This window comes from Hymenobacter sp. IS2118 (assembly GCF_000715495.1).
Classification (GTDB): domain Bacteria; phylum Bacteroidota; class Bacteroidia; order Cytophagales; family Hymenobacteraceae; genus Hymenobacter.
This window is the reverse complement of the sequence record NZ_JNLX01000059.1, coordinates 1-20,731: the sequence shown is the minus strand read 5'-3', so window position 1 is coordinate 20,731 and position 20,731 is coordinate 1. Positions and strand designations below refer to the sequence as shown.

At 62.6% G+C, this 20,731-nt stretch carries 21 protein-coding genes; 6 read left to right on the top strand and 15 right to left on the bottom strand.

All coding sequences use genetic code 11. The features are described from left to right. Positions 1-63: 63 nt before the first annotated feature. The 7 genes from GM79_RS03805 to fumC form a co-directional block, all read right to left on the bottom strand. Positions 64-561, bottom strand: a complete 498-nt coding sequence (locus GM79_RS03805; protein WP_035559503.1) for a DinB family protein — start codon at positions 559-561, stop codon at positions 64-66. 83 nt (positions 562-644) lie between these two features. Then, positions 645-1,106: a DUF6970 domain-containing protein gene (locus tag GM79_RS25955; RefSeq protein ID WP_235183910.1), complete on the bottom strand. Its 462-nt coding sequence runs from the start codon at positions 1,104-1,106 to the stop codon at positions 645-647. Positions 1,107-1,239: 133 nt separating this feature from the next. After that, positions 1,240-1,653 carry a diacylglycerol kinase family protein gene (locus tag GM79_RS03795; protein ID WP_081867544.1) on the bottom strand — a complete coding sequence of 138 codons (414 nt, stop codon included), beginning with the start codon at positions 1,651-1,653 and terminating at the stop codon, positions 1,240-1,242. Continuing rightward, on the bottom strand, positions 1,646-2,239 hold the full coding sequence (locus GM79_RS03790; protein WP_035559500.1) for a GNAT family N-acetyltransferase: 594 nt from the start codon (positions 2,237-2,239) through the stop codon (positions 1,646-1,648). Before GM79_RS03790 ends, GM79_RS03795 begins: the two co-directional genes overlap by 8 nt. A 158-nt stretch (positions 2,240-2,397) precedes the next feature. Next, positions 2,398-2,988 carry a DinB family protein gene (locus GM79_RS03785; RefSeq protein WP_051718488.1) on the bottom strand — a complete coding sequence of 197 codons (591 nt, stop codon included), beginning with the start codon at positions 2,986-2,988 and terminating at the stop codon, positions 2,398-2,400. A gap of 97 nt (positions 2,989-3,085) precedes the next feature. After that, positions 3,086-3,676 carry a Crp/Fnr family transcriptional regulator gene (locus tag GM79_RS03780; RefSeq protein ID WP_051718475.1) on the bottom strand — a complete coding sequence of 197 codons (591 nt, stop codon included), beginning with the start codon at positions 3,674-3,676 and terminating at the stop codon, positions 3,086-3,088. A 224-nt stretch (positions 3,677-3,900) separates the two neighbouring features. Beyond that, positions 3,901-5,295 carry a class II fumarate hydratase gene (fumC, locus tag GM79_RS03775; RefSeq protein WP_035559497.1) on the bottom strand — a complete coding sequence of 465 codons (1,395 nt, stop codon included), beginning with the start codon at positions 5,293-5,295 and terminating at the stop codon, positions 3,901-3,903. Between the two features lie 220 nt (positions 5,296-5,515). Between fumC and GM79_RS23635 the strand changes: the two genes are divergently transcribed. From GM79_RS23635 to GM79_RS03760, 3 genes are all read left to right on the top strand, one after another. Continuing rightward, positions 5,516-5,905, top strand: a complete 390-nt coding sequence (locus GM79_RS23635) for a dodecin family protein (protein ID WP_072008525.1) — start codon at positions 5,516-5,518, stop codon at positions 5,903-5,905. 192 nt (positions 5,906-6,097) lie between these two features. Beyond that, entirely contained in the window at positions 6,098-7,570 is a 1,473-nt protein-coding gene (locus tag GM79_RS03765) for a hypothetical protein (RefSeq protein ID WP_035559494.1), read from the top strand. 77 nt (positions 7,571-7,647) lie between these two features. After that, on the top strand, positions 7,648-8,736 hold the full coding sequence (locus tag GM79_RS03760; protein WP_035559493.1) for a proline iminopeptidase-family hydrolase: 1,089 nt from the start codon (positions 7,648-7,650) through the stop codon (positions 8,734-8,736). A gap of 116 nt (positions 8,737-8,852) precedes the next feature. On the opposite strand, the gene GM79_RS22720 is transcribed toward GM79_RS03760, so the two are convergent. Together GM79_RS22720 and GM79_RS03750 are read right to left on the bottom strand one after the other, a co-directional pair. Continuing rightward, positions 8,853-10,031 (bottom strand): energy transducer TonB, encoded by a 1,179-nt coding sequence (locus GM79_RS22720; protein ID WP_051718474.1) that lies wholly within the window; start codon positions 10,029-10,031, stop codon positions 8,853-8,855. Next, positions 10,018-10,704, bottom strand: a complete 687-nt coding sequence (locus GM79_RS03750) for an RNA polymerase sigma factor (RefSeq protein WP_161787112.1) — start codon at positions 10,702-10,704, stop codon at positions 10,018-10,020. The genes GM79_RS22720 and GM79_RS03750 overlap by 14 nt, the downstream gene beginning before the upstream one ends. A gap of 102 nt (positions 10,705-10,806) precedes the next feature. Between GM79_RS03750 and GM79_RS03745 the strand changes: the two genes are divergently transcribed. Beyond that, a complete protein-coding gene (locus GM79_RS03745) occupies positions 10,807-12,795 on the top strand; it encodes a vWA domain-containing protein (protein ID WP_035559490.1) in 1,989 nt (662 codons plus the stop codon). Positions 12,796-12,900: 105 nt separating this feature from the next. Here the strand turns inward: GM79_RS03745 and GM79_RS03740 are convergent, their stop codons facing one another. The 3 genes from GM79_RS03740 to GM79_RS03730 form a co-directional block, all read right to left on the bottom strand. Continuing rightward, positions 12,901-13,965, bottom strand: a complete 1,065-nt coding sequence (locus GM79_RS03740; RefSeq protein ID WP_035559488.1) for a DUF6268 family outer membrane beta-barrel protein — start codon at positions 13,963-13,965, stop codon at positions 12,901-12,903. 104 nt (positions 13,966-14,069) lie between these two features. After that, on the bottom strand, positions 14,070-14,525 hold the full coding sequence (locus GM79_RS03735) for a DUF2147 domain-containing protein (RefSeq protein ID WP_035559617.1): 456 nt from the start codon (positions 14,523-14,525) through the stop codon (positions 14,070-14,072). A 230-nt stretch (positions 14,526-14,755) separates the two neighbouring features. Next, positions 14,756-15,565, bottom strand: coding sequence for a porin family protein (locus GM79_RS03730; protein ID WP_035559486.1), 810 nt, complete (start codon positions 15,563-15,565; stop codon positions 14,756-14,758). Positions 15,566-15,982: 417 nt separating this feature from the next. On the opposite strand from GM79_RS03730, the gene GM79_RS03725 reads away from it, so the two are divergent. Both GM79_RS03725 and GM79_RS03720 read left to right on the top strand, forming a co-directional pair. After that, positions 15,983-16,390 carry a BlaI/MecI/CopY family transcriptional regulator gene (locus GM79_RS03725; protein ID WP_035559482.1) on the top strand — a complete coding sequence of 136 codons (408 nt, stop codon included), beginning with the start codon at positions 15,983-15,985 and terminating at the stop codon, positions 16,388-16,390. After that, positions 16,368-17,735 carry a TonB family protein gene (locus tag GM79_RS03720; protein WP_161787111.1) on the top strand — a complete coding sequence of 456 codons (1,368 nt, stop codon included), beginning with the start codon at positions 16,368-16,370 and terminating at the stop codon, positions 17,733-17,735. Before GM79_RS03725 ends, GM79_RS03720 begins: the two co-directional genes overlap by 23 nt. A 180-nt stretch (positions 17,736-17,915) precedes the next feature. Here the strand turns inward: GM79_RS03720 and GM79_RS03715 are convergent, their stop codons facing one another. From GM79_RS03715 to GM79_RS25345, 3 genes are all read right to left on the bottom strand, one after another. Further along, positions 17,916-18,860: a WD40 repeat domain-containing protein gene (locus GM79_RS03715; protein ID WP_161787110.1), complete on the bottom strand. Its 945-nt coding sequence runs from the start codon at positions 18,858-18,860 to the stop codon at positions 17,916-17,918. A 4-nt stretch (positions 18,861-18,864) separates the two neighbouring features. Then, positions 18,865-20,301: a WD40 repeat domain-containing protein gene (locus GM79_RS22715; RefSeq protein ID WP_051718472.1), complete on the bottom strand. Its 1,437-nt coding sequence runs from the start codon at positions 20,299-20,301 to the stop codon at positions 18,865-18,867. A gap of 82 nt (positions 20,302-20,383) precedes the next feature. Beyond that, positions 20,384-20,731 (bottom strand): c-type cytochrome (locus GM79_RS25345; RefSeq protein WP_035559472.1); only part of this gene is annotated, 348 nt, incomplete at its 5' end.

The following is a 20,731-nucleotide window of genomic DNA, read 5'->3' as shown; positions in this document are numbered from 1 at the left end:
AGGAAAACTAAAAACCCCTTCCCGTTCCGGAAGGGGTTTCGAAATCAAAAGGCCGTGGCCGCTTTAAAGGCTAGGCACAGCCTGCCGGGCGGCCGCCGACAGCTCGCGGCAATAGGTAATGAAGTCGGAATTGACGGGTTCCAGGCCGTGGTCGCGCAGGCGGGTGGCTACCTGGGCGCGGTGGTAGCTGGCGTGCACTACGGCGTGCGTCAGGATGTCGTGCACCTGGCTATCGTATTTGTCGCTCAAGGAGTTGGTGTAAGAAATAAGGCGCTGCAGCTCGGTTTCGTCGGCGTGCACCATGAGCTGGTGCAGGGGCTCCGAGGTTTGGGCGTGCAGCTGGTGGCAGGTGGCCAGGTCGTGTTCCTGCCACACTTTCACGGGGCTGGCCGTGCCGCCAATGCGCGAAATCCAGATGGCCTGGGCATTGAGCACGTGGCTGAACAGGCGCAACACCACGGGCGGGATTTCCTGGCCGGTAGCGGCCACTTCGTCGAGGCGGTTCAGCACGGTGGTATTCGCCCACACGTTGAAAGCGCCGAGTTTTTCTAAGGTATTCATAACGGAGTATTGAGTTATGAATTATGAGTGTTGAATTTTGAATCAGTAAAATAGTAATCCAAAATTCAATACTCATAATTCCTTTACCTGGGGTCTTGCCAGACTAGTTTTTCGTTGGTTTTATTTTTTTCGAAGTCAGGGCACTGGCCATCGCCTTTGCCCGTGATGCCGCCATCGGGCTGGCACACCAGGCGGCCCTTCGCGTCAAATACCTGGGAGTATTGGTCGCAGCACGGTGCCGAAATATAGTACACCTGCTGGCCATCGTAGGTATAGCTCAGCATGCGGGTGATGGGGTTGCGCTTGCGCTCGCTTAGCACCTCGGCAATGCGAGCTTTCAGCCAGGCCGGGCGGGCGGTGGTGTCGGACACGGCTACGCGGGCCGGCACGGGGTCCACGGTGTTGGCGCTGGTGGGCACGGGCGTGTCGGGGCCGCTCGCGTAGCCCGACGACGGCGGCGTGGTGGGCGTGGTCACGCTCACTTGGTTGGGGGCACAGGCCGCAGCGAGCAAGGCACAGGCGGCAAAGGCGAGCAGGTTTTTCATTTCAGGGATTTAATCGGGTCAACAGGCCGGCCGCGCCGCACTGCCGCCTGCTTTACGCCGGGCTTATCCAATGAGTTGGTTTTTCCACGCCATTTCGTTGGTCCGCAGCTGTTCGTCATGAAATCAGCAACGGCTACCAACTGTCGGGCAGCATGCGGGGTCCAAACACCAGCACGCCCACCACCAGCGCACCCAGCGCGGCCAGCAGCACGGCGCCCGCAGCCACGTCTTTGGCCTTGCCGGCCAGCGGGTGGTAGGCCGGCGAGGCCAAATCGGTGAGGGCTTCGATGGCGGTGTTCACCAGCTCGGCGGTCCACACGCCGGCCACGGCCAGGGCCACCAGCGCCCATTCCAGCCGGGCCAGGTGGTAATAAGCCCCTAGCCCGATTACTATCACCGTAGCCACGGCATGAAACTGCAGGTGTACTTCGGAGCGCAGAGCGGCCCAGACGCCGCGCACAGCGTGCCCAAAGCTAGCCACGCGCCGGCGCCACAGCCCCTCGGGCGGCCGCAGGCGGTCCGAAACGGGTTGGGTGGGCTCAGCCACGGTATTCAAAGGGCTGAAAAACTGTCTGGCGCAGCTCCGACCAGTCCGATTGGATGACGCTGAAAATGACAGTGTCGCGTCGGAAGCCGCCCTGCGTGAGGCGGTGGCTGCGCAGCGTGCCTTCTTCGGTGGCGCCCATGCGCGTCATGGCGGTGCGCGATTTGTCGTTGCGCGCGTCGGTTTCCAGCTCTACTCGCTCGTGGCCCATCTGCCCGAAAGCGTGGCTCAGCAGCAGGTGCTTGCAGGCCCAGTTCAGGCCCGAGCGCTGGAAATTTTGGCCCACCCAGGTGTAACCAATGCTGATGCGCTGGTCGGCTTCGGCTTCGTTGTAGTAGCTGGTGCTGCCGGCCAGCTGTCCCGTTTCGCGGTCGATGATGACGAAGGGGTAGCGCAGGCCCTGCTCCCGCGCCTCCAGGGCCTGGCGGATGTAGGCGGCCAGGCTCACGGCGTCGTCGCCGCGGGTGAGGGTGTACTTCCACAAGTCAGCGTCGAAGGCCACGACCTTGAGGGCTTCGAAATCGCCAATTTCCAGGGGCCGCAGGCGCACGCGGTTGTTTTCGAGAACGATGTTAGCAGAGAAATCCATGCGGCACGACAAAGTAAGTAGGACCGCAAAGATGCCGCAAAAAAGAAACCCGCCCCTTACCGGGCGAAGGACTGGTGGTTGCCAATGGGCATTTTAACAGAATTTGACGTTGCTGCCTGCGGCCTCTGGTTTGGGCGGGTGCATGCCCGCGCCGCCCGTTACATGCTGGCTACCAGCAGCGGCGGCTTAGTTGGGGCCTTCGCGGCGGGAAATTCCGCTCTCACCCGCAGGGCCTGCTGCACGTGGCGCTGCGCGTGCAGCACTTGCAACTCAAAGGCTTCGCCCAGGCGCATTTTTATCAGTCGCAGAAACTCTACCGGAACGGATTTGCGGTTGAGGTTGGCGTGGTGAGCCTGGGCGAGTAGGGCACGCAATTGCGCCTGCTGCGCGTAGAACTCAGTCAGGACTTCGCCCCCCAACTGGCTGCCACGGGGGTTCATGTAGTTGAAGGTTTTTATTTTCTTAGCATTTTCAGGCGTCATCATGTCGATGAATCTGCGTCCCAGCCAGCTATAGCGTACCTCCCTTTTTGTGGAGGGGCCCGGTTGGTCCAGGGCGTGGGCAAAGCGCGGGTTATAGTAGCGGCTGTAGCGATTAAGGTGCTCCAGGCATTCGAGGATGCTCCAGGCCGCGGGCGCCGGCTTATGGTTGAGCTGGGCCAGTTCCAGGGGCGCCAACTCGGTTTGCACGGTGGCAAGGAGCTGGCGGAGGCTGCGGTCGAGCTGGTCGAGGAAGGCGGTGCTGGTCATGGCGCTGATTTTTCTCAAAGGTCCGGCCCGCCTTATTCCTGCGCCTTGATTGAAATCAATATTTAAAGGAATGAGCCAATGGCTAACAGCCAATAAATCACCGCAGGCGGCTCAGCGTTTCGGGCGTCATGCGCAGGTACGAGGCCAGGTACTTCTTGGGCACCTGCTGGAAGATGTGCGGACTGCGCTTCCGTAGCCGTTCCAGGCGCTGGGCGGGCTCGGGCAGCAGCAGGTCGATTTCGTGCTCCATGCGGCCAATGAGGACTTTTTCCAGTTCGGCGCGCCACAGCCGGGCCAGGCCGGGGCTGCGGTCGAGGCACGTCTGAAACTCGCTCCTGGTAATGGCTATCAGGCCGGTGGCTTGCAGCGCCTGAATGGCGTATTCCGACGGCTTGCCCATTGCAAACGAAGGAAACGCGCACACCATTTCGCCCGCGTGCACGAAACCCACGCAGATTTCCTCGCTGGCCGTGGGGTAAAAAATCCGCAGGCTGCCGTGGTGGCAGAAGTACAGGTACTGCTCGGTTTGCCCCGGCGAGACCAGAAAATCGTGCCGGCCCACACGCAGCGTCCGGGTCCAGGAGGCCGCGAAATCGGTGACCTCGGCGTCGCTCAGGTACGGCGCCCGGCCCAGGGTGGCCGCAAGCAGGGCGCGCGCCTCGTCGGCAAAATCGGGAGCTGAAGGCATGGGCGAAAGTTAGTTGTTGGTTGTTAGTAGACTTGTTCCCAAATAAGTAGAAATGAAAAAACGGTCATGCTGAGCTTGCCGAAGCATCTCTACCGCACCGTTGGACGGTTTCAACGGTGCGGTAGAGATGCTTCGGCAAGCTCAGCATGACCGTCAATTTTACACTTTTCTGTATTTTTAGGAACAAGTCTACTAACCAACAACGGGCAACCAACAACTAAAAACTACCGCCCCACCATTTCCTCGGGCTTCAGCCACTCGTCGAATTCGGCTTCGGTCACGTAGCCCAGCTGCAGGGCGGTTTCCTTGAGCGTGGAACCGTTTTTGTGGGCGGTTTGGGCGATTTCGGCAGCTTTATAGTAGCCGATGTGCGGGTTGAGGGCCGTAACCAGCATCAGGCTGCTGTCGACGTGCTTTTTGATGTTGGCTTTGATGGGCTTAATGCCCGAAGCGCACTTATCGGTGAAGCTCACGCACACGTCGCCGATGAGGCGGGCCGAGTGCAGGAAGTTGTAAATCATCATCGGCTTGAACACGTTCAACTCGAAGTGGCCCATGGAGCCGCCCACGGTGATGGCCACGTCGTTGCCCATTACCTGGGCCGCCACCATGGTCATGGCTTCGCACTGGGTGGGGTTCACTTTGCCGGGCATGATGCTGGAGCCGGGCTCGTTGTCGGGAATGTCAATTTCGCCAATGCCAGCGCGCGGGCCCGAGCTGAGCATGCGGATGTCGTTGGCAATTTTCATCAAGCTCACGGCCACCGTTTTGAGGGCACCGTGGGCTTCCACGATGGCGTCGTGCGCGGCCAGGGCTTCAAACTTATTTTCGGCCGTGACGAAGGGCAGGCCGGTGAGGTCGGCAATGTGCTTAGCCACGCTCACCGAGTAGTTGGGCGGGGTGTTGATGCCCGTGCCCACGGCCGTGCCGCCCAGGGCCAGCTCGCTCAGGTGGGCCAGCGTGTGCTTGATGGCGCGCAGGCCGTGGTCGAGCTGCGACACGTAGCCCGAAAACTCCTGGCCCAGCGTGAGCGGGGTGGCGTCCATGAAGTGGGTGCGGCCGATTTTCACGATGTCCATGAACTCCTCCGACTTGGCCTTCAGCGCGTCGCGCAGCTTCTCGATGCCGGGGATGGTGTTCTCAGTCAGGATTTTGTAGGCCGCGATGTGCATGGCCGTGGGGAAGGTGTCGTTGCTGCTCTGGCTCTTGTTCACGTCGTCGTTGGGCGCCAGGGCTTTCTTTTCGTCGGCGAGCTGGCCGCCGTTGAGCACGTGGCCGCGGTAGGCAATCACCTCGTTCATGTTCATGTTGCTCTGCGTGCCGGAACCCGTTTGCCACACCACCAGGGGGAAGGCGTCGGCGAGGCCACCGGCCAGGATTTCGTCGCACACCCGGCCAATGAGCTCGGCCTTGTCGGCGGGCAGCACGCCGGCGTCGCGGTTAGTGAAGGCGGCAGCTTTTTTGAGGTAAGCAAAGGCGGCGATGATTTCCTTGGGCATCTTGTTGATGTCCTGAGCAATAGGGAAATTCTCGATGGAGCGTTGCGTTTGGGCGCCCCAATACGCGGTGGCGGGCACTTGCACGGTGCCCATGGTGTCCTTTTCGGTGCGGAAATCCATGCTGGATGTAAGTTGGTGAATGGGTGAAATGGAGAGAGCTGAAGTGCTGATGTGGCCGGGGCCGTCCGTAAAAGTACGCTGCCGATAAAGCGCGGCATTTTTTACAACCAGCCCAGCCGCCGATATAGCTTCCCGCGTACACGCAAAAGCCCATCGGCCCACTAGGCGGCTTCGGGCTTCAGTAGACTCTCACCATTTCACCACCCCAACATCTCACCACATGTCCTCCATCAAACAAGTCATTGAAATCCTGGCCTCCTCCGAAAAAAGCTTCGAAGATGCCCTGCAGCGCGCCATAGAAAGCGTCAGCACGTCGATACCCAACATTTCGTCCATCTACATAAAGGACCAGAGCTGCAAGGTGCGCCACAACCGCATTGTGGAGTACCGCGTGACGGCCAAAGTGAGCTTCGGCACCCCCACCGATGGCCCGGCCGACCTGGACCTCTCCGAGATTGAGCGAACCTTCGCGGAAGCCCCCGTGCCCGGCGGCAATGGCGCCCCCGACTACAGCCAAGTGGCCGTGAAAACCGAGCCCGAGCTGCCCCGCGAAGTAGAGCCCGGCGGCAGCGCCACCGAGCCCGAGAGCGGCGGCGGCTACAGCGGCTAAGTGTGATTACCGATTTAATTGATGGCCCGGCGCCGCGCTGTTCCCTTTCGGGACCAGCGCGGCGCTTTTTTGTAGAAAGCTTGGTGCGAAGGGCCGGAAACCGGAAGTTGCGAGCAGGCAACTAGCACTACCTTTCGCCAACTTACCGGGCCGCGGACGGTATGCGTCCTCAGCCCTCTTTCTGCAAAAAATATGAAGCTGAAACGCCCCGCGCTCCTGCTCACGGCCGGCCTGCTACTGCGTCTGGGGATAACTACCCTGGCCTGGGCCGGCCCGCCCGACAACCTGCGCGCCTGTTGGAACCAGCAGGCAAAGCCGATGCAAACCCAGTACGTTTCTTTCCCCTACCGCGAAACCCTGGCCAAGCTCGAACACAGCTTTCAGCCCTGGCAGCAGACTGCTTACACCGGCGCTGGCCGCGTGTGGACCAACGCCACGGGCTTTGCCAAAAGCGACACGCTCCGAAAGGGCGCGGCCACGTATTTCTCCCAAACCCAGTTCACGGGCGCCACCCTGCTTTTCCAGGACTACGGCGACAAGGAGCTGAGCTCCGTGACCACGGCGGCGTTTCAGGAGTATGCCGTGCAGGCGGCCCGCTACGCGCCCGGCTTGCTCATTCAGCACTTTTACGGCCGGCATATTGCCCCCGACCCGGAGAGCACGCCCGCGCTGACGGTGTACAAAGCGACGGTGAACCGCGTGCTGGTCCGGCTCTTCATTCGCACCGCCGACAACCAGCTGAGCAAGGTGACATCCCTGCACCACGACGAGCTTTTTGGCGACGTGACCACCACGTACAGCTACCGGGACTACGCCAGGCTGGGCAAGCTGGTCTATCCCCGCACCATCGTTATCGAGTCAATCAATGGCAAGCTGACCGATACCGTTACCATCGGGGCGGCGGCGGTGGCGGCCACCGCTCCGGTCCTGCTCACGGCCCCGGCGGGCTACGCCCTGGCCCCAGAAACGGCCGCGAAGCCCGAAACCACGGTGGAGCAGTTCCGGCCCCGTCTGCATCTGCTCAACCTGAAGCACACCGACGACCGAGTGCTGGTGGTGGAGTTCGACACGTTTTTGCTGGTGGCCGAAGCGCCGCTCAACAGCGAAAACGGCGAGTTGATTATTGGGGCGGCCCGCCGGATTGCACCCGGCAAGCCCATTCGCTACTTCGTGGCCGGGCACTACCACCCGCACTACCTGGGCGGCGTGCGGCCCTTCGTGCACAAGGGCGCCACCGTGCTCACTACCGCCGCCGACCTGCCCTACGTGCAGTACCTGGCTGCCGCCCCGCACACGCTGCAGCCCGATAGCCTGCAGCGCCAGCCCCGGCCGCTGCGCACCGAAGAAATTGTGAACCGCAAGACCATTGCCGAAGGCGCGTTCCGGATGGAGATTTATGTGATTGGCAGCCAGTCGCAGCACACCAACGACTACCTTATTTATTACTTCCCCACCGAGAAAATCCTCTTTCAGGACGACCTGGTGTGGATAGCGAAGCAAGGCGAACCCAGGAAAGCCAGTGCCCGCCAGGCCGGCCTCTACCACGCGGTGCTGGCCCTGGGGCTCGACGTGCAGACCATTGTGCAGTCGTGGCCGGTGCGGGACTACGGGGTGAAAACCATCATTCCCTTTAGTGAGCTGCAGGAGTCCATGTCCGTGAAATAAATCCCCTGCAGGTACCGGGCGTAGTGGGTTGCCCGGCTATCAATCAGTCTCATCAATCATTTTACCCCGTTCCTAAAATGAAATACTTTAGTTTCTACTACCTGGCCTTGTGGCTCGCAAGTGGCTCGCTGATGGCAAGTTGCGGCCGGACCGATGCGCCCGCCGCTGATAGCACAACCGCAGCAGCAGCAGGCCCACCAGCCTCCTACTTCGAGCCCACCGAAACCGGTGTGCAGGACGGTGGCGTGCGCATCATTCCCATCAACACGCCCAAGGGCAAGTTCAACGTCTGGACCAAGCGTTTTGGCAATAATCCCAAGATAAAAGTGCTGCTGCTCAACGGCGGGCCGGGGTCTACGCACGAATATTTCGAGTGCATGGAAAACTTCCTGCCCAAGGAAGGCATCGAGTTTATTTACTACGACCAACTGGGCTGCGGGCTGTCCGACAACCCCAAGGACACCGCCATGTGGAGCCTGCCGCGCTACGTAGAAGAAGTGGAGCAAGTGCGCCAGGCCCTGAACCTGACCAAGGACAACTTCTACCTGCTGGGCCACTCCTGGGGCGGTATCCTGGCCGCCGAATACGCCTTCAAATACCAGCAAAACCTCAAAGGCCTCATTATTTCCAATATGATGATGAGCTGCCCCGCCTACGGCCGCTACGCCGACGAAGTGCTGGCCAAGCAAATGAAGCCCGACGTGCTGGCCGAAATCCGCGCCATCGAAGCCCGCCAGGACTTCGCCAACCCGCGCTACATGGAGCTGCTCATGCCCAATTTCTACGCTGAGCACGTGCTGCGCCTGCCCCTCGACGAGTGGCCCGAACCCGTGAACCGAGCCTTCAGCAAAAGCAACCAGTCGCTCTACGTCACCATGCAGGGGCCCAGCGAGTTTGGTATCTCGGGCAAGCTCACCAACTGGGACCGCACCGCCGACCTGCCTAAGCTCACCGTGCCCGTGCTGTCCATCGGCGGCAAGTACGACACCATGGACCCCGAGCACATGCGCATGATTGCCACCAAAGTGCAGAAGGGCAACTCGCTCATCTGCCCCAAAGGCAGCCACATGAGCCTCTACGACGACCAGCAAACGTATTTCACAGGCCTCACCAAGTTCCTGAAAGCAGTGGACGACGGCACGCTCAAGCCGGGCGCTGAACTGTAGTTGCTAGCGGTCAGCGTCTATGAGTTAATGAGGCTGGTGCGTGTCTCTGACGCGCGCCAGCCCGCTGCTTAAGCAGCAGTGATTGAGACAAAGTTCTAACAACCAGCAAACAACAACTAAAACGGTACCGTGATTTCCATGGGCAATGGCGCCCGGCGGCCGCCGGAAATTCCTGGTTGCCAGGCCGGGCCTTCGCACACGATGCGCAGGGCCTCGGCATCATAGTCGGCACGAATGCCCCGGATGACTTTCAGCTCGCTCAGCTTTCCATCGGCACCCACCACAAACTTCAGGCGCACGGTGCCCGTCAGTCGGGTAGCAGGGGCTTCGGGCTCAAAGCCAGCGGCTTCGCTGCGCAGGTATTCGCGTAGGGCCGGCGAGCCGCCTACGGGGGCGGGGTTAATGCGGGGGCTGGCCGGCATGGGCGTGTTGGCCACGCGGGCCGTGGCAGTTTTGGCGGCCAGCGAAACGTCTTTGGCTTTGGCCGATTCACCAGCTACGGCTTTGGCGCGCCCCACTGCGAAATCATCCGCAGCCGACTCCTTTGCCTGAACCTCATCAATGTTCGGAGCCAGAGGTGCCGCGGCCACGCTGGCCGGTGCTGGCGCCGCATCTGCAGTGGCCGGCGGCAGCGTCGTTTCACTGGTCGTCGAAGCTTCCGTCCGCATGGCATAATCGGCTTTCGCCTCTTGTTCTGGCGGGCGCACACGTTCGGGCGCACGGCTGGCCATGCGCCTGGCAGCGGAGCGAGTAGCCGCAGGCGCTGGCCTTATGGCCGCGTAGTCGGTGGGTTCTGGCGCGCTGAAAACCGCCCCGTCGTCGGCGGCTGCTGAGGGGCTAGCTGCTGCAGGAGCGGCTTCGGCCGACGTGCGCGGCGGGGCCTTGGCAGTGGGTTGCGGGAACTCGGTACGGGTGATGGCAACCGTGTCGGGGGCAGAGCGCTGCTCCAGGCCCCAGATGCCCCCGGCTACGGCGGTGCCCAGCAGGGCGGCCGCGGCTGCCAGGCGGGGCCACGCCGCCCACCGGGGAGCCGGCAGCTGCCTGGGTTGCCCGGTGCTGGTGCGGGCCTGCAAGCGGGCGCGTAGCGTAGCCACGGCCTGGTCGGTGGCGGCGGCATCGCTCATCGAAAACCCGTCAATCAAGTCAGCGCAGCGCTCACAGTCAAGGGTATGGGCCTCGATGCGGTGCTGCTTGGCCGGGGTCAGCGTGCCCGTCGCGTAGGCGCGCAGCTCTGCCGTGGCCGGGTGAGGGCCAGAAGCGGGCAGCGGGGCAAAAGGCGAATCAGCGGGCAACATGGAGCGGGTTGTGGTTGGAGGCGGGAAGCGTGGGGCGGGTGGGAGCCGCTGGTTTGGGCGACGGCTCCAACTGCCGGCGAAGCATGCGCTTGCCGTTTTGCAGGTGGCTGCGCACCAGGTTCAGCTCCAGGCCGGTTTCGGCGGTGATTTCGCGGTAGCTTTTCTTTTCGAGGTAGAACAATTCGAGGCAGCGACGCTGGGCCGGGGGAAGCAGTTCCAAGGCGGCTTCGATGCTTTGCAGGCGGTTTTCGGTTTCTTCGGCTTCTTCCGCGGCTGCGGTTTCATCTGGCAGATGCCGGGCGGCGGCCAATTCCACATCGGCGGCATCCGGAAAGCTGAGGACGAGCGGGCCGGCGCTGGGGCCGGCCCGCTTGCGGGCGCGCAGCTGCATCAGGCAATGGTTGCGGGCGGTGGTGTGCAGCCAGGCCGGAAAATTGTCGGGCGCGTGGGTGCGCAACGCCTTCACGAGGTGCTCGAAAAGCTGCATCACGGCATCCTGGGCGTCCTCGTCGGGCGGGGCGAGGTAGCGCCGGCACACGGCAAAGGCTTCGGGCAAATACCGGTCGTAGAGCAGGCCGAGGTCCGTTACCGCGCCGTGCAGGCGGTAGCGGGCCAGCAGCTCCTGGTCGGAGAGCGGCGCAGCGGCAGCAGGCGGGGAGCGGCGGAAGAACATCTGGCTGGGAAGATAGGCGACGCTACTGTTTTTTTCGGTTCCGATGTGCAATTCCACGCCGGCCCGCATCAGCTAGCTATACCTCACTTCAATACTGCTGCCATGAAAAACCTCATGCTTCCGGCGCTACTCGCGCTGCTGGTTTCGGCCCAACCCGCCGCGGCCCAAACCCCTCAGCCGGCCACCGCCATGCAGGATACCATGCGCAACCACCAGGTGCGCGGCACCGTGCGCGAGCAGGGCACCGGCCAACCCATTCCCGGCGCCACGGTGCTGGTGAAAGGCACCAACGTCGGTACTTCTACCGATGCCCAGGGGCGCTACAGCCTGCTCGTGACCAATGCCGCGCGGGCCACGCTGGTGTTTTCCAGCGTGGGCTACGTGACCGTGGAGCGCGCCGTGGGTCCGGCCCGCGTGCTCGATGTGGCGCTGGCCCTTGATGCCAAGCAACTCAACGAAGTAGTGGTGACGGGCTACGGCGTGCAGCGCGCCGTGCGCAACGTGACGGGCAGCGTGAGCCAGATACTCAATGGCCGGGTTGCTGGCGTTCGGGTTGATAAAAAGAGCACGCAGAGTAGCAACGACATGAGCACCTACAGCGACCAGTCGGCCGGGGCGCCCTACCCGGCCCGGCCCGAAGCCGGTGCAGGCGATACCTACGCCAAAGTGAAAGAAAATGCCTTTTTCACGGTCAAAAAAGACCCGCTCAGCACCTTCGCCCTCGATGTGGACGCCGCCAGCTACACCAACGTGCGCCGCTTTCTCAACGAAGGCCAGCTGCCCCCGCGCGATGCCGTGCGCGTGGAGGAAATGCTGAATTACTTCCGCTACGAGTACCCCGCGCCGGCCGCTACTTCGCCCGACCCCGTGCGCATCAGCACTGAGCTGGCTGTGTGCCCCTGGAACCCCACGCACCAGCTGGCCCGCATCGGCATTCAGGCCAAAAAGATTGAAACCGCCAAGCTGCCGCCCGCCAACCTGGTATTCCTGGTTGACGTGTCGGGCTCGATGCACGGCGCCGACCGCCTGCCGCTGGTGCAGGCCGGCCTCAAGCTGCTGGTGAAGCAGCTGCGGGCCCAGGACCGGGTGGCGCTGGTGGTGTACGCCGGCGCGGCTGGCCTGGTGCTGCCGCCCACGCCCGGCTCGCAGCCGCAGGTCATCCTCGATGCCATCGACCGCTTGCAGGCGGGCGGCTCCACGGCCGGCGGCGCGGGCCTGCGCCTGGCTTATTCCACCGCCCGGCAGCACATCAATAAGGAAGGCAACAACCGCGTGATTCTGGCTTCGGACGGGGATTTCAACGTGGGCGAAAGCTCCGATGAGGCCATGGAAAAGCTGATTGTGGAGCAGCGCGAAAGCGGCGTGTTTCTGACGGTGCTGGGCTGCGGGCGCGGCAACCTGCGCGATTCGCGCATGGAAGCCCTGGCCGACAAAGGCAACGGCAACTACGCCTACCTCGACAACCTCGACGAGGCCGGCCGGGTGCTGGTGGCGCAGTTCGGCGGCACGCTCTTCACGGTGGCCAAGGACGTGAAGCTGCAAATCGAGTTCAACCCCGCCCGCGTGGCCAACTACCGCCTCGTGGGCTATGAAAACCGAATGCTCGAAGCCGAAGATTTCAACAACGACCGCAAGGACGCCGGCGAGCTCGGCGCGGGCCACACCGTCACGGCCCTCTACGAAATAGTGCCCGTGGGCAGCGCCCAACCCCTGATTGACGACCTCAAGTACCAGCCCACCAAAGCCGCTGCCGCCAGCATGCAGCAGTTCCTCACCAACGATGTGCTGACCGTGAAGCTGCGCTACAAAGAGCCGCAGGGCAGCACCAGCCAGCTGCTGAGCCAGCCGTTGGTCGGCGCGCCCGTTGCCATCTCAGCCGCCACGCCCGACTTCCGCTTTGCCGCCGCCGTGGCCCAGTTCGGCATGCTGCTGCGCCAGAGCGAGCAGCGCGGTACTGCCACCTGGGCCGCCACCGAAAAGCTGGCCGACGGTGCCCGTGGCACCGATACCGACGGCTACCGCGCCGAGCTCGTGCGCCTCGTGCGCCTGGCCCAAGGTCTGAGCGGCAGCGGTGCCGTGGGCCAGCGGTAGGGTACGGGTCCTGCCCGCGCCGGTCGTTACTTTTAAACCAAACAGGCCCCACCGTTGCAGCGATGGGGCCTGTTTGGCGTCATACGTTCCAAGCAATGGGAAGCGCTACGGGCTAACCAAGTTCAGGCTGATATTGAAATACAGGGGGTTGGTGAGGGTATTCTTATACAGCGACGGCTCCGAGCCCAGCGTGCTTTCCTTCTCGCCGGTCACGTCCTGGTTGCGGAAGGCGTCGTTGCGGTAGTTGTAGCGGAAACCGGCCTGGGCCGACACCCACACGAAGCCCGAGAGCTTCTGCTCGTAGGTGAAGCGGGGCTTAAGCTCGCCGCGGCGCAGGTACACTTCGTCGGGGCCGATTTTGCCCAAGTAGTAGGTGTTGCCCTCCAGCTCGTAGCCGAACTTCAACAAGGCGTTGGTGCCGAAGTTGCGACGCACCTCGGCGCGGGCCGGGAAAATAACTTCGCAGCCCCACTTGGGCGAAAAAGTGCGGTTGTAGAGCAGCACGGGAATGTGCAGCAGCTGGCCGGCGCGGTAGGTCCGGCTCAGGCCCAGGCCCCACTGCAGGTTGTCGTTGGGCTTCCAGCCGTAGATGCCTGTGGCGCTGAAGGTAACGGCCTCGGTCTTCAGGTCCTTGAAACCCCGGTAGTTGCCGCTGGCGTCGAGGTTGAGCTGCAGGATGACGAAATGCTTCTCGTCGACGGGATTGAAGATGGTGGTGTTGATGCCAGTGGTGCGCAGGCCGTCTTCGAGCTTGCCGAAGTAAGGCGACCGTTCGGCGTTGGCCAGGTCCAGGCCGGTGTTCCAGTACGTCAGGCCCAGGTTGAAAATAAAGTCGTTGCGCGAGATAACTGGCGCGTTGAATGCCAGACGCAGGCCGCGGGCCGAGTTGATGTGCGTTTCCACGGCCGGGGCCGTGCTGGCGGGCAGCGGCCCTTCGGTGGTGAGGTTGTAACCCAGCTGGGCCTCGTAGCCCACCGAAATAAGCTTGGTGGGGGTGATGAAGAGGACTTTTTGGGTGTTGTAGGAGCCCGCGCCCGCGCCGGCATCGCCAAATGCGTCGAAGTTTTCGTCGTCCGCCGGCGCGGTGGTACGGGTGCTGTCGGCGACCTGGGCTGCAGCGGGTGTCATCGCCAGCAGTAGAGCGGCAAGGGCAAAGTAATGGTGTTTCATGCAGGGGGTGGGATGGTTCAGGAAAGAGCAAATATTGAAAACAAATGTTCCCGAGCCACTACCCAGGGGGTAATAGCTCGGGAATTAAAGGCAGTAACCGGCGGCTACTTTTTCACCTGGCGTTTCCACACGTCGGTCCGTCCGAAGAGCGAAACACCGATAAAGCCGCGTACTTCCAGGGTGTTAGCGTCGACCAGCGTCATTTCGCAGCTGTAATCGCTGCCGTTTTTGGGGTCGTAGATTTTGCCGTCCTCCCACTTGTTATCGCCGGCGAAGGTGAAGTCGCGCATATTTACCAAGCCCTTGAGGCCCACTTTGCGGTTGGCTTCCTCGGGGTTGTTCACGTCAGTACGGGGTGTGCCGTCGGGGTTGTTGGGTACTTTGAGCCACACCAGGCGGCCGTAGTACTTGTCGCCCTTCTTGAAAATCTGAATCATGCCGGTACCTTCACCATTCTTCCAGATGCCGAGCACGTCATCGGGTTTGGCGGCAGCCTGGGCCGAGAAAGCAGCCACTACGAGGCTGAGGAGCAGTACGAAACTTAAGAAACGCTTGGTCATGGTGGGAATCAAATGAAAAGTGAGGAATTGTTGAAAACAAATGTATGCAAGCAGCGCAATAATCTGACAAAAAGAACGTCCCGCCAAACGATATTTGGTAAACAGGCCCCGCCGTTGCAGCGGCGGGACCTTCTTAACCGCTAATTTATAATTCGCTAACTAACAATAGGGGAACGAAATATGCGTCACAAAAATGGCTGATAATCAGCAGGTAATAGTAGTGTCAGGGTTTAGAAAGAGTAGTTCAGGCCGGCTTTGATTACCCGGTTCTGGGCATCGAAGCGGTTGCCGGTATCCAGCGACGACAGGCCGTAGTCGTAGCCCGCACTCAGGCCCAGGCCGTTTTCGAACTGGTAGCCCAGGCCCGCCACGGCGGCAAAGTCCACCTTGCGAATTTGGTTGGAGATATCGAAATCCTCCCGGAAGGCATTGAAGCCCAGTGCGCCGGCTTCGACGCGGGCCTTGCCGCTGACCAGGAACGAGGCCTGCGGCCCGGCGTAGAGGTAGAAGCCGGGCGTAACGAATACTTTGGCCAGTACCGGCACATCAACGTAGGCCAGGCGGGCCGTGCCGGTGAGGTTGGTGTTGAGGAAATCGAGGGCTGGCACGGGCACTTTGCCACGCAGCACGGTGCCCTTTTCGGAGTACGAAACGCCGGGCTCAATGGTAAAGCGCGGGCCCAGGGGCAGCGTGGCGTAGAGGCCGGCGTAGAAGCCCGGCCGTATTTCCTGGGTGATGGCGCCGTCGGGTAGGTAACCGGTGAGCTCGGTGAAGCTCTTCACGGCGTCGCCCTGCACGTCGGCCAGGTTCAGGCCGCCCCGGAAACCGAACCGGACCCCGGACGTGCTGCTGGCAGGTGTGGAATAAGCGGATTGGGTGCGGGCCGGAGCACGGCGGGCCGGTGTGGTGGCACGGGGCGATGGGGCAGCCTTGGGGTTGCCGTAAGCATCGCGGGCACCCTGCGCCGAGGCCGAGCCGGCAGCAGCAGAAATCAAAAGGCAAGCCACGGCCAGGCCGCCCGAGAGGCGTGAAATTTTCATAACCAGAATAGTTGGAGAGGTGAAAGCAACCGGCCCGCTACTGCCGGGCCAAACGCCCGGCTACTGGGCCGATGCAGGGGTATGGTTCAAAACCGTGCCAAACCAATAACGCACGCTGTCCGGCAGGGTATCAGTCTTTCTTTGAAAGCGAAATTCTGCAATGTGTAGTACTGCTTTACAATTAGTTAACGTTGAATTGTCCTTGCTTTTAACTGCAAAAGGGGACTTTTAAGTTGAATCAAAACCGCAAAAAACATTGCTATAAAGCAGGAGCAGGATGCTGGGTAGAAGCCGGTGCCATAACAAGAGCGAGCCAAATAGTCCTTCTGAAAACAGGCACCAACTAATGAAATAGTTTTTAAACTAAAATATTAGTTGTACGTTTGCCTTACCTCGTCATCATCCTCTTTCCCCCCAATGGATTCCAACTCTTTTCCCGAACTCACCCGCGCCGAAGAACAGGTGATGCAGGTGCTCTGGCGCCTCGGCCCGTCCTTCGTGAAGGACGTGCTGGCTGAGCTGCCCGCGCCACAGCCGGCCTACAACACGGTTTCCACCATCATCCGCATTCTCGAAACCAAGGGCTTTGTGGACCACGAAGCTTTTGGGCGCACGCACCGCTATTTCGTGCTGGTGCAGCAGGATGAGTACCGGCGCTTCTCGCTGCGCAAGCTGCTGGGCGGCCACTTCAGCAACTCCTTCGGCCGCCTGGTTTCCTTCTTTGCCAAAGAAGAAAACCTTGATGCCGCCCAGCTCGACGAGCTGCTCCGCCACGCTTCCGAACCCCAAAATCCAACTTCCGATGAACCCAATCAGCCTGCTTAATTGGATGCTGCTCAGCACGGTGCTGCTGGGGGCGTGGTGGCTCTGCTACCGGTTTTTGCTGCGCCAGGAGCGCAGTTTTGCCTACAACCGCGCCTTTCTGGTACTGGGACCGGTGCTGGCGGCGGGCCTGCCGCTGCTGCCGCTGGCGTGGCCCACGGACTGGGGCGCGCAGCCGGGCGTGCTGAGCGGCGTGTCGGCGGTATTGCTGCCCACGGTGGTAGTAGGCGCCGATGCCACCCGCGAGGCCACCGGCCTGGACTGGTCGTTTTGGGTGCTGGCGCTGTACCTGAGCGGCGCCGTATTTATGCTGCTGCGGCTGGGCTGGGAACTGGGCCGCCTGTGGCGAAGCACGCGCCGCCTGGCCCGCGAGCAGGGCGATGGCCATACCCTGGCCCGCACCCACGGTACGCTGCCCACCAGCTCGTTCGGCCGCACCGTGTTCTGGGACGAAACCCTACCGCTGAGTGCCGCCGAAGCGGCCCAGGTGCTGCGCCACGAGCTGGCCCACGTGCGCCAGGGCCATACCTACGACCGCCTGCTGCTGGAGCTGCTGCGGGCGGGGCTCTGGTTCAACCCCTTCGTGCATCTGAGCGGCCGGGCCCTGGCCCTCACCCACGAGTATTTGGCCGACGAAGCGGCCCTGCGCGGTACCGCCTCGGCTCCGTTTTCCCCCACGCATTCCTACGCTCACCTGTTGGCCCGGCAAGTGGCCACCCGCCTCGGTTTCTCCATTCCACTTACGCATTCCTTCTCCCATTCCCAAACCTTACGTCGCATTGCCATGATACAGAAAACCTCCCCCATTCGCCGCTGGAAGCAGTGGTTCGCGCTGCCACTGGTGGCTTCATTATTTATCATCGTAGCCAGTGGGCGTACGGCGGCTCAGGGCGTTCCCGGCCCCCAGCCCACGCCTACCGCCGTGCTGCGGGAGGGCACCCCGCCGCCACCGCCACCGGCTCCTGTGGGCAACACTGCCCCGCTGCTTCAAACGTCGCCGCCGGTCTATACTTACGTCGAGAATATGCCACAACTACCCGGCGGTGGCGGCAACAGAGCCATCGTAGAGGCCATCACAAGTAAGCTGGTTTATCCAAAAGTGGCGCCAGCTGACCGCAAAGAGGGCCGGGTGTTTGTGTCATTCACGGTGATGAGCGACGGCGCGGTGCAGGAAATAAAGGTCATAAAGGGTATCTCCGCTGCTTACGACGCGGCGGTTGTGGCCGCGGTTCAGCAGCTGCCGCAGTTTGTGCCCGGCACCCAAAGCGGCAAACCCGTGGCGGTATCGTTTACCGTGCCCGTAGCATTCAAAAACGCAACCCCACCCGCAGGCAGCGGCAAAAAGTAATCAGCCGGAAAACGATACCAGCCAGCAATATTTCTGGAAGAAACCGCCCGAAAAGCTCCGCCAGTGGCCGGAGCCTTTCCGCGTTGCAAACGGGCTGCTCTAACAACAACCGGTCCGACCGCAAAGAGCAGCCGGACCGGAGGATGTAATTGCCGAACGGCAAGCGCCGCAGCGAGTATGCTACTGCGTGAGCCAGGTTTTGGGGCCGCCGGTTTCGTAGCTGCTGAGTACCAGCGCCCCGTTTTCGGGCTGGAACTGCACCCGGCATACTGCCGGGGCACCGGGGCTGGCAAACGCCTGCTCGGGGCGTTGGGCGGCCCGGTTCCAGGTCATGGTTTCGCCGGTGGCGAAGCCCAGGGCCAATAGTTGGCCAGTAGCGTCGGCGGCTACGGCCGTCAGGGCTTGGGGCAGGCGTTGGGCGAGTACCTGCGTGCCACTCACGGGCCACACTTTCAGCTCGGCGCCGCCGGTGGCGGCCAGCAGGGTGTCGGCGTGCAGGCAGAGGCTGCGCACGGCAGCCGTGCCCAGCAGGCGGCTGGCTTGGGTGCGCGTGGCCAGGTCAACTACTAGGGCCGTGCCCGTGTCGAAACCCAGGGCCAGTTGCCGGCCCTCGGCCCCGAAAGCCAGGGCGGTCAGGTGGCTGTTGGCGGGCAGCTGGAGCTTGAGGGGCATTGGGGCAGCGGCGCTGCGCAGGTCCCAGAGCCAGCAGGCGTCGGCGGTGGCCAGCACGGCCCGGCCGCCGCCCGGCGCGAAGGCCACGGCCAGCAGCGGCCCCGGGGCCTGCCACTGTCGCAACGGCGCCAGCGTTTCGGCGCGCCAAAGGCGTACCTGCCCGCTGGCATCGCCGCTGAGCACGGTGTCGGGGTGGGGGGAGCAGGCCAGGGCCGTTACGGGCTGGGTGTGGCCGGTATAAGTACGCAGCAGCAAGCCGGTGCGGGTTTCGAACACGGCTACCGGGGCTGCGCCGCCGCCCACGGCCACCAACGCCCCGGTGGCGCTAAAGGCACTGAGGCGGCCATTGCCCACAGCCGGCCGAAACTCGCGGCGCGGAATGGGCGCGGCCGGGCGCAGGCCCGACAGGCTCAGCAGCCCCAGCCCCAAAAGCAGAGAAGCAACGATGCGCATGAGCTTACTGGGTAATGGTGAATGATTTGGAGCTGCCATCGATTGGAGCCATAATGGTAGCCTGTCGCAGCGTGATGCCGCCGTTCTGGTACTCAAACTGTGGCGTGCCGTAGGCCACGCGCGCAAAGCTCTCGCGGAAACGCTCGGCTTCGCGCGGGGCCACCTTCACGCGGTAGGGCGCCGGAAACAGGGGCGAAAGCAGCGTGAAATACTCGGTGTCGGCGTCATAGTCGCTCAGCACGAAGCTTTGCCAGTTGGCCGTGTTGCCATAAGAGGCCAGCATTTTCTGGCTGCCTTCCTGTCGGAACGCGGCTTCGCGGTCGGCGCGCTTGGCCAGGCGCTTCTGGTACTCGTCGCTTTTCTCAAACTCGCTCTTGCGGCCCCACTTTTCCATATTGGTGGCGGTGTAGGCGTTCAGTCGCTCTTCGGAGCCGGGCACGGCCCATATTTTGCAGCTGCCGTCGCGGCTCACGCTGGCCAGGGTGCGGCCATCGGGGCTGAAGGTCACGTTCTCGACCTCGGCCGTGTGGCGGTCGGCGCTCACATCCTGCACCAGCAGGCCGGTGGCTACGTCCCAAAGGCGTACCTTACGGTCGCCGCCGCAGGTGGCAATCAGTTGGCCATCGGGGCTGAAGGCCGTGCCCCACACGTCGGATACGTGGGCCGGAATGGTGTACACTACCTTCTGCTGGCGCACATCCCAGAGGCGGGCGGTGTTGTCCCAGGCCCCGCTCACGGCGTAGGCCCCGTTGGGCGAATAGCGGGCGTCCCACACCTCGTCGGTGTGGCCGTTGAGCACGAATTTCTGCTGCCAGGTACCCGTGTCGAAGACCCGTAGCGTGTGGTCGCCGCTGGCGGTCAGCAGCTCATCGCCGGCCGGGTTAAAGGCCACCGAGGTCATGTTGGTAGTGCGGCCCTTGGCGGTTTTGGCTTTATCGTAAGTGGTGGCGGACGCGGCCGCTTTGGCCGGGGCGCCCAGCGTGGCCAGGCGCTGCCCGCTGAAGGTGTCGAACACCAGGGCCTGCCCATCCCAGCCGGCGCTGGCCAGCATTTTGGAGTTGGGGCTGAAAGCCACGTCGCGCACGTAGTCGGTGTGGTCGGTGTTTTTGCGCAGGATTTCGCCGGTCAGGGCATCCCACAAAATCAGGGCCTTGTCCACGCCACCCGAGGCGATGTAGCGACCGTTAGGGCTGAATTTCACAGTCACCACGTCGTCGGCGTGTCCTTTAAGCAGTAGCGTTTGCCGGCCCGAGGCCACATCCCACACCACAATGTCGTGGCCCAGGCCGCAGGTTACCAGGCGCTTGCCATCGGGGCTGTAGTCCACGCCCAGCAAAGCGGCTTTGGTTTGAATGTCGCGCACGGGCGCTGCCGAAGGCACCGTAGTGCCGGCCGATGCCCCGGATTGGGCGTGGGCCGGGCTCAGCGCCAGACTTGCCAATAAGACGGTGATAGTAAGTGATTTGAATATGAGTAAATAAAAACAAACAAGTGAAAACAAGAAAGAAAAAAGGCCGGCCGGGTTAGTACAGGCCGCCCACGGCGCGGGTGGGCAGGGCGGGTAGCTCCGGCAAGCGGGCCGGGGCGGTGTGGTTGGCCGAGGTGGTATCGGTGAGGGTGGTGAGAAAGGCCACGAGCTGGGCGTTTTCGGGGTCGGTGAGCGGGCGGAACGGCTGGGCGCGGTGGTAGGCATCGGCGAGCACGGCCGCCAGGGTGGGGGCGCTGCCGTCGGCGCGGTAGGGCATGGTAACGGCTACGTTGCGCAGGGTGGGCGTTTTCAGCCACTGGCCGGGCGCCACTTCGTGCCGCTGGCCGTCGCGAAACTGCGGCCCACCGTGGCAGCTGGCGCAGCGGCCCGCCCCGGCAAACAG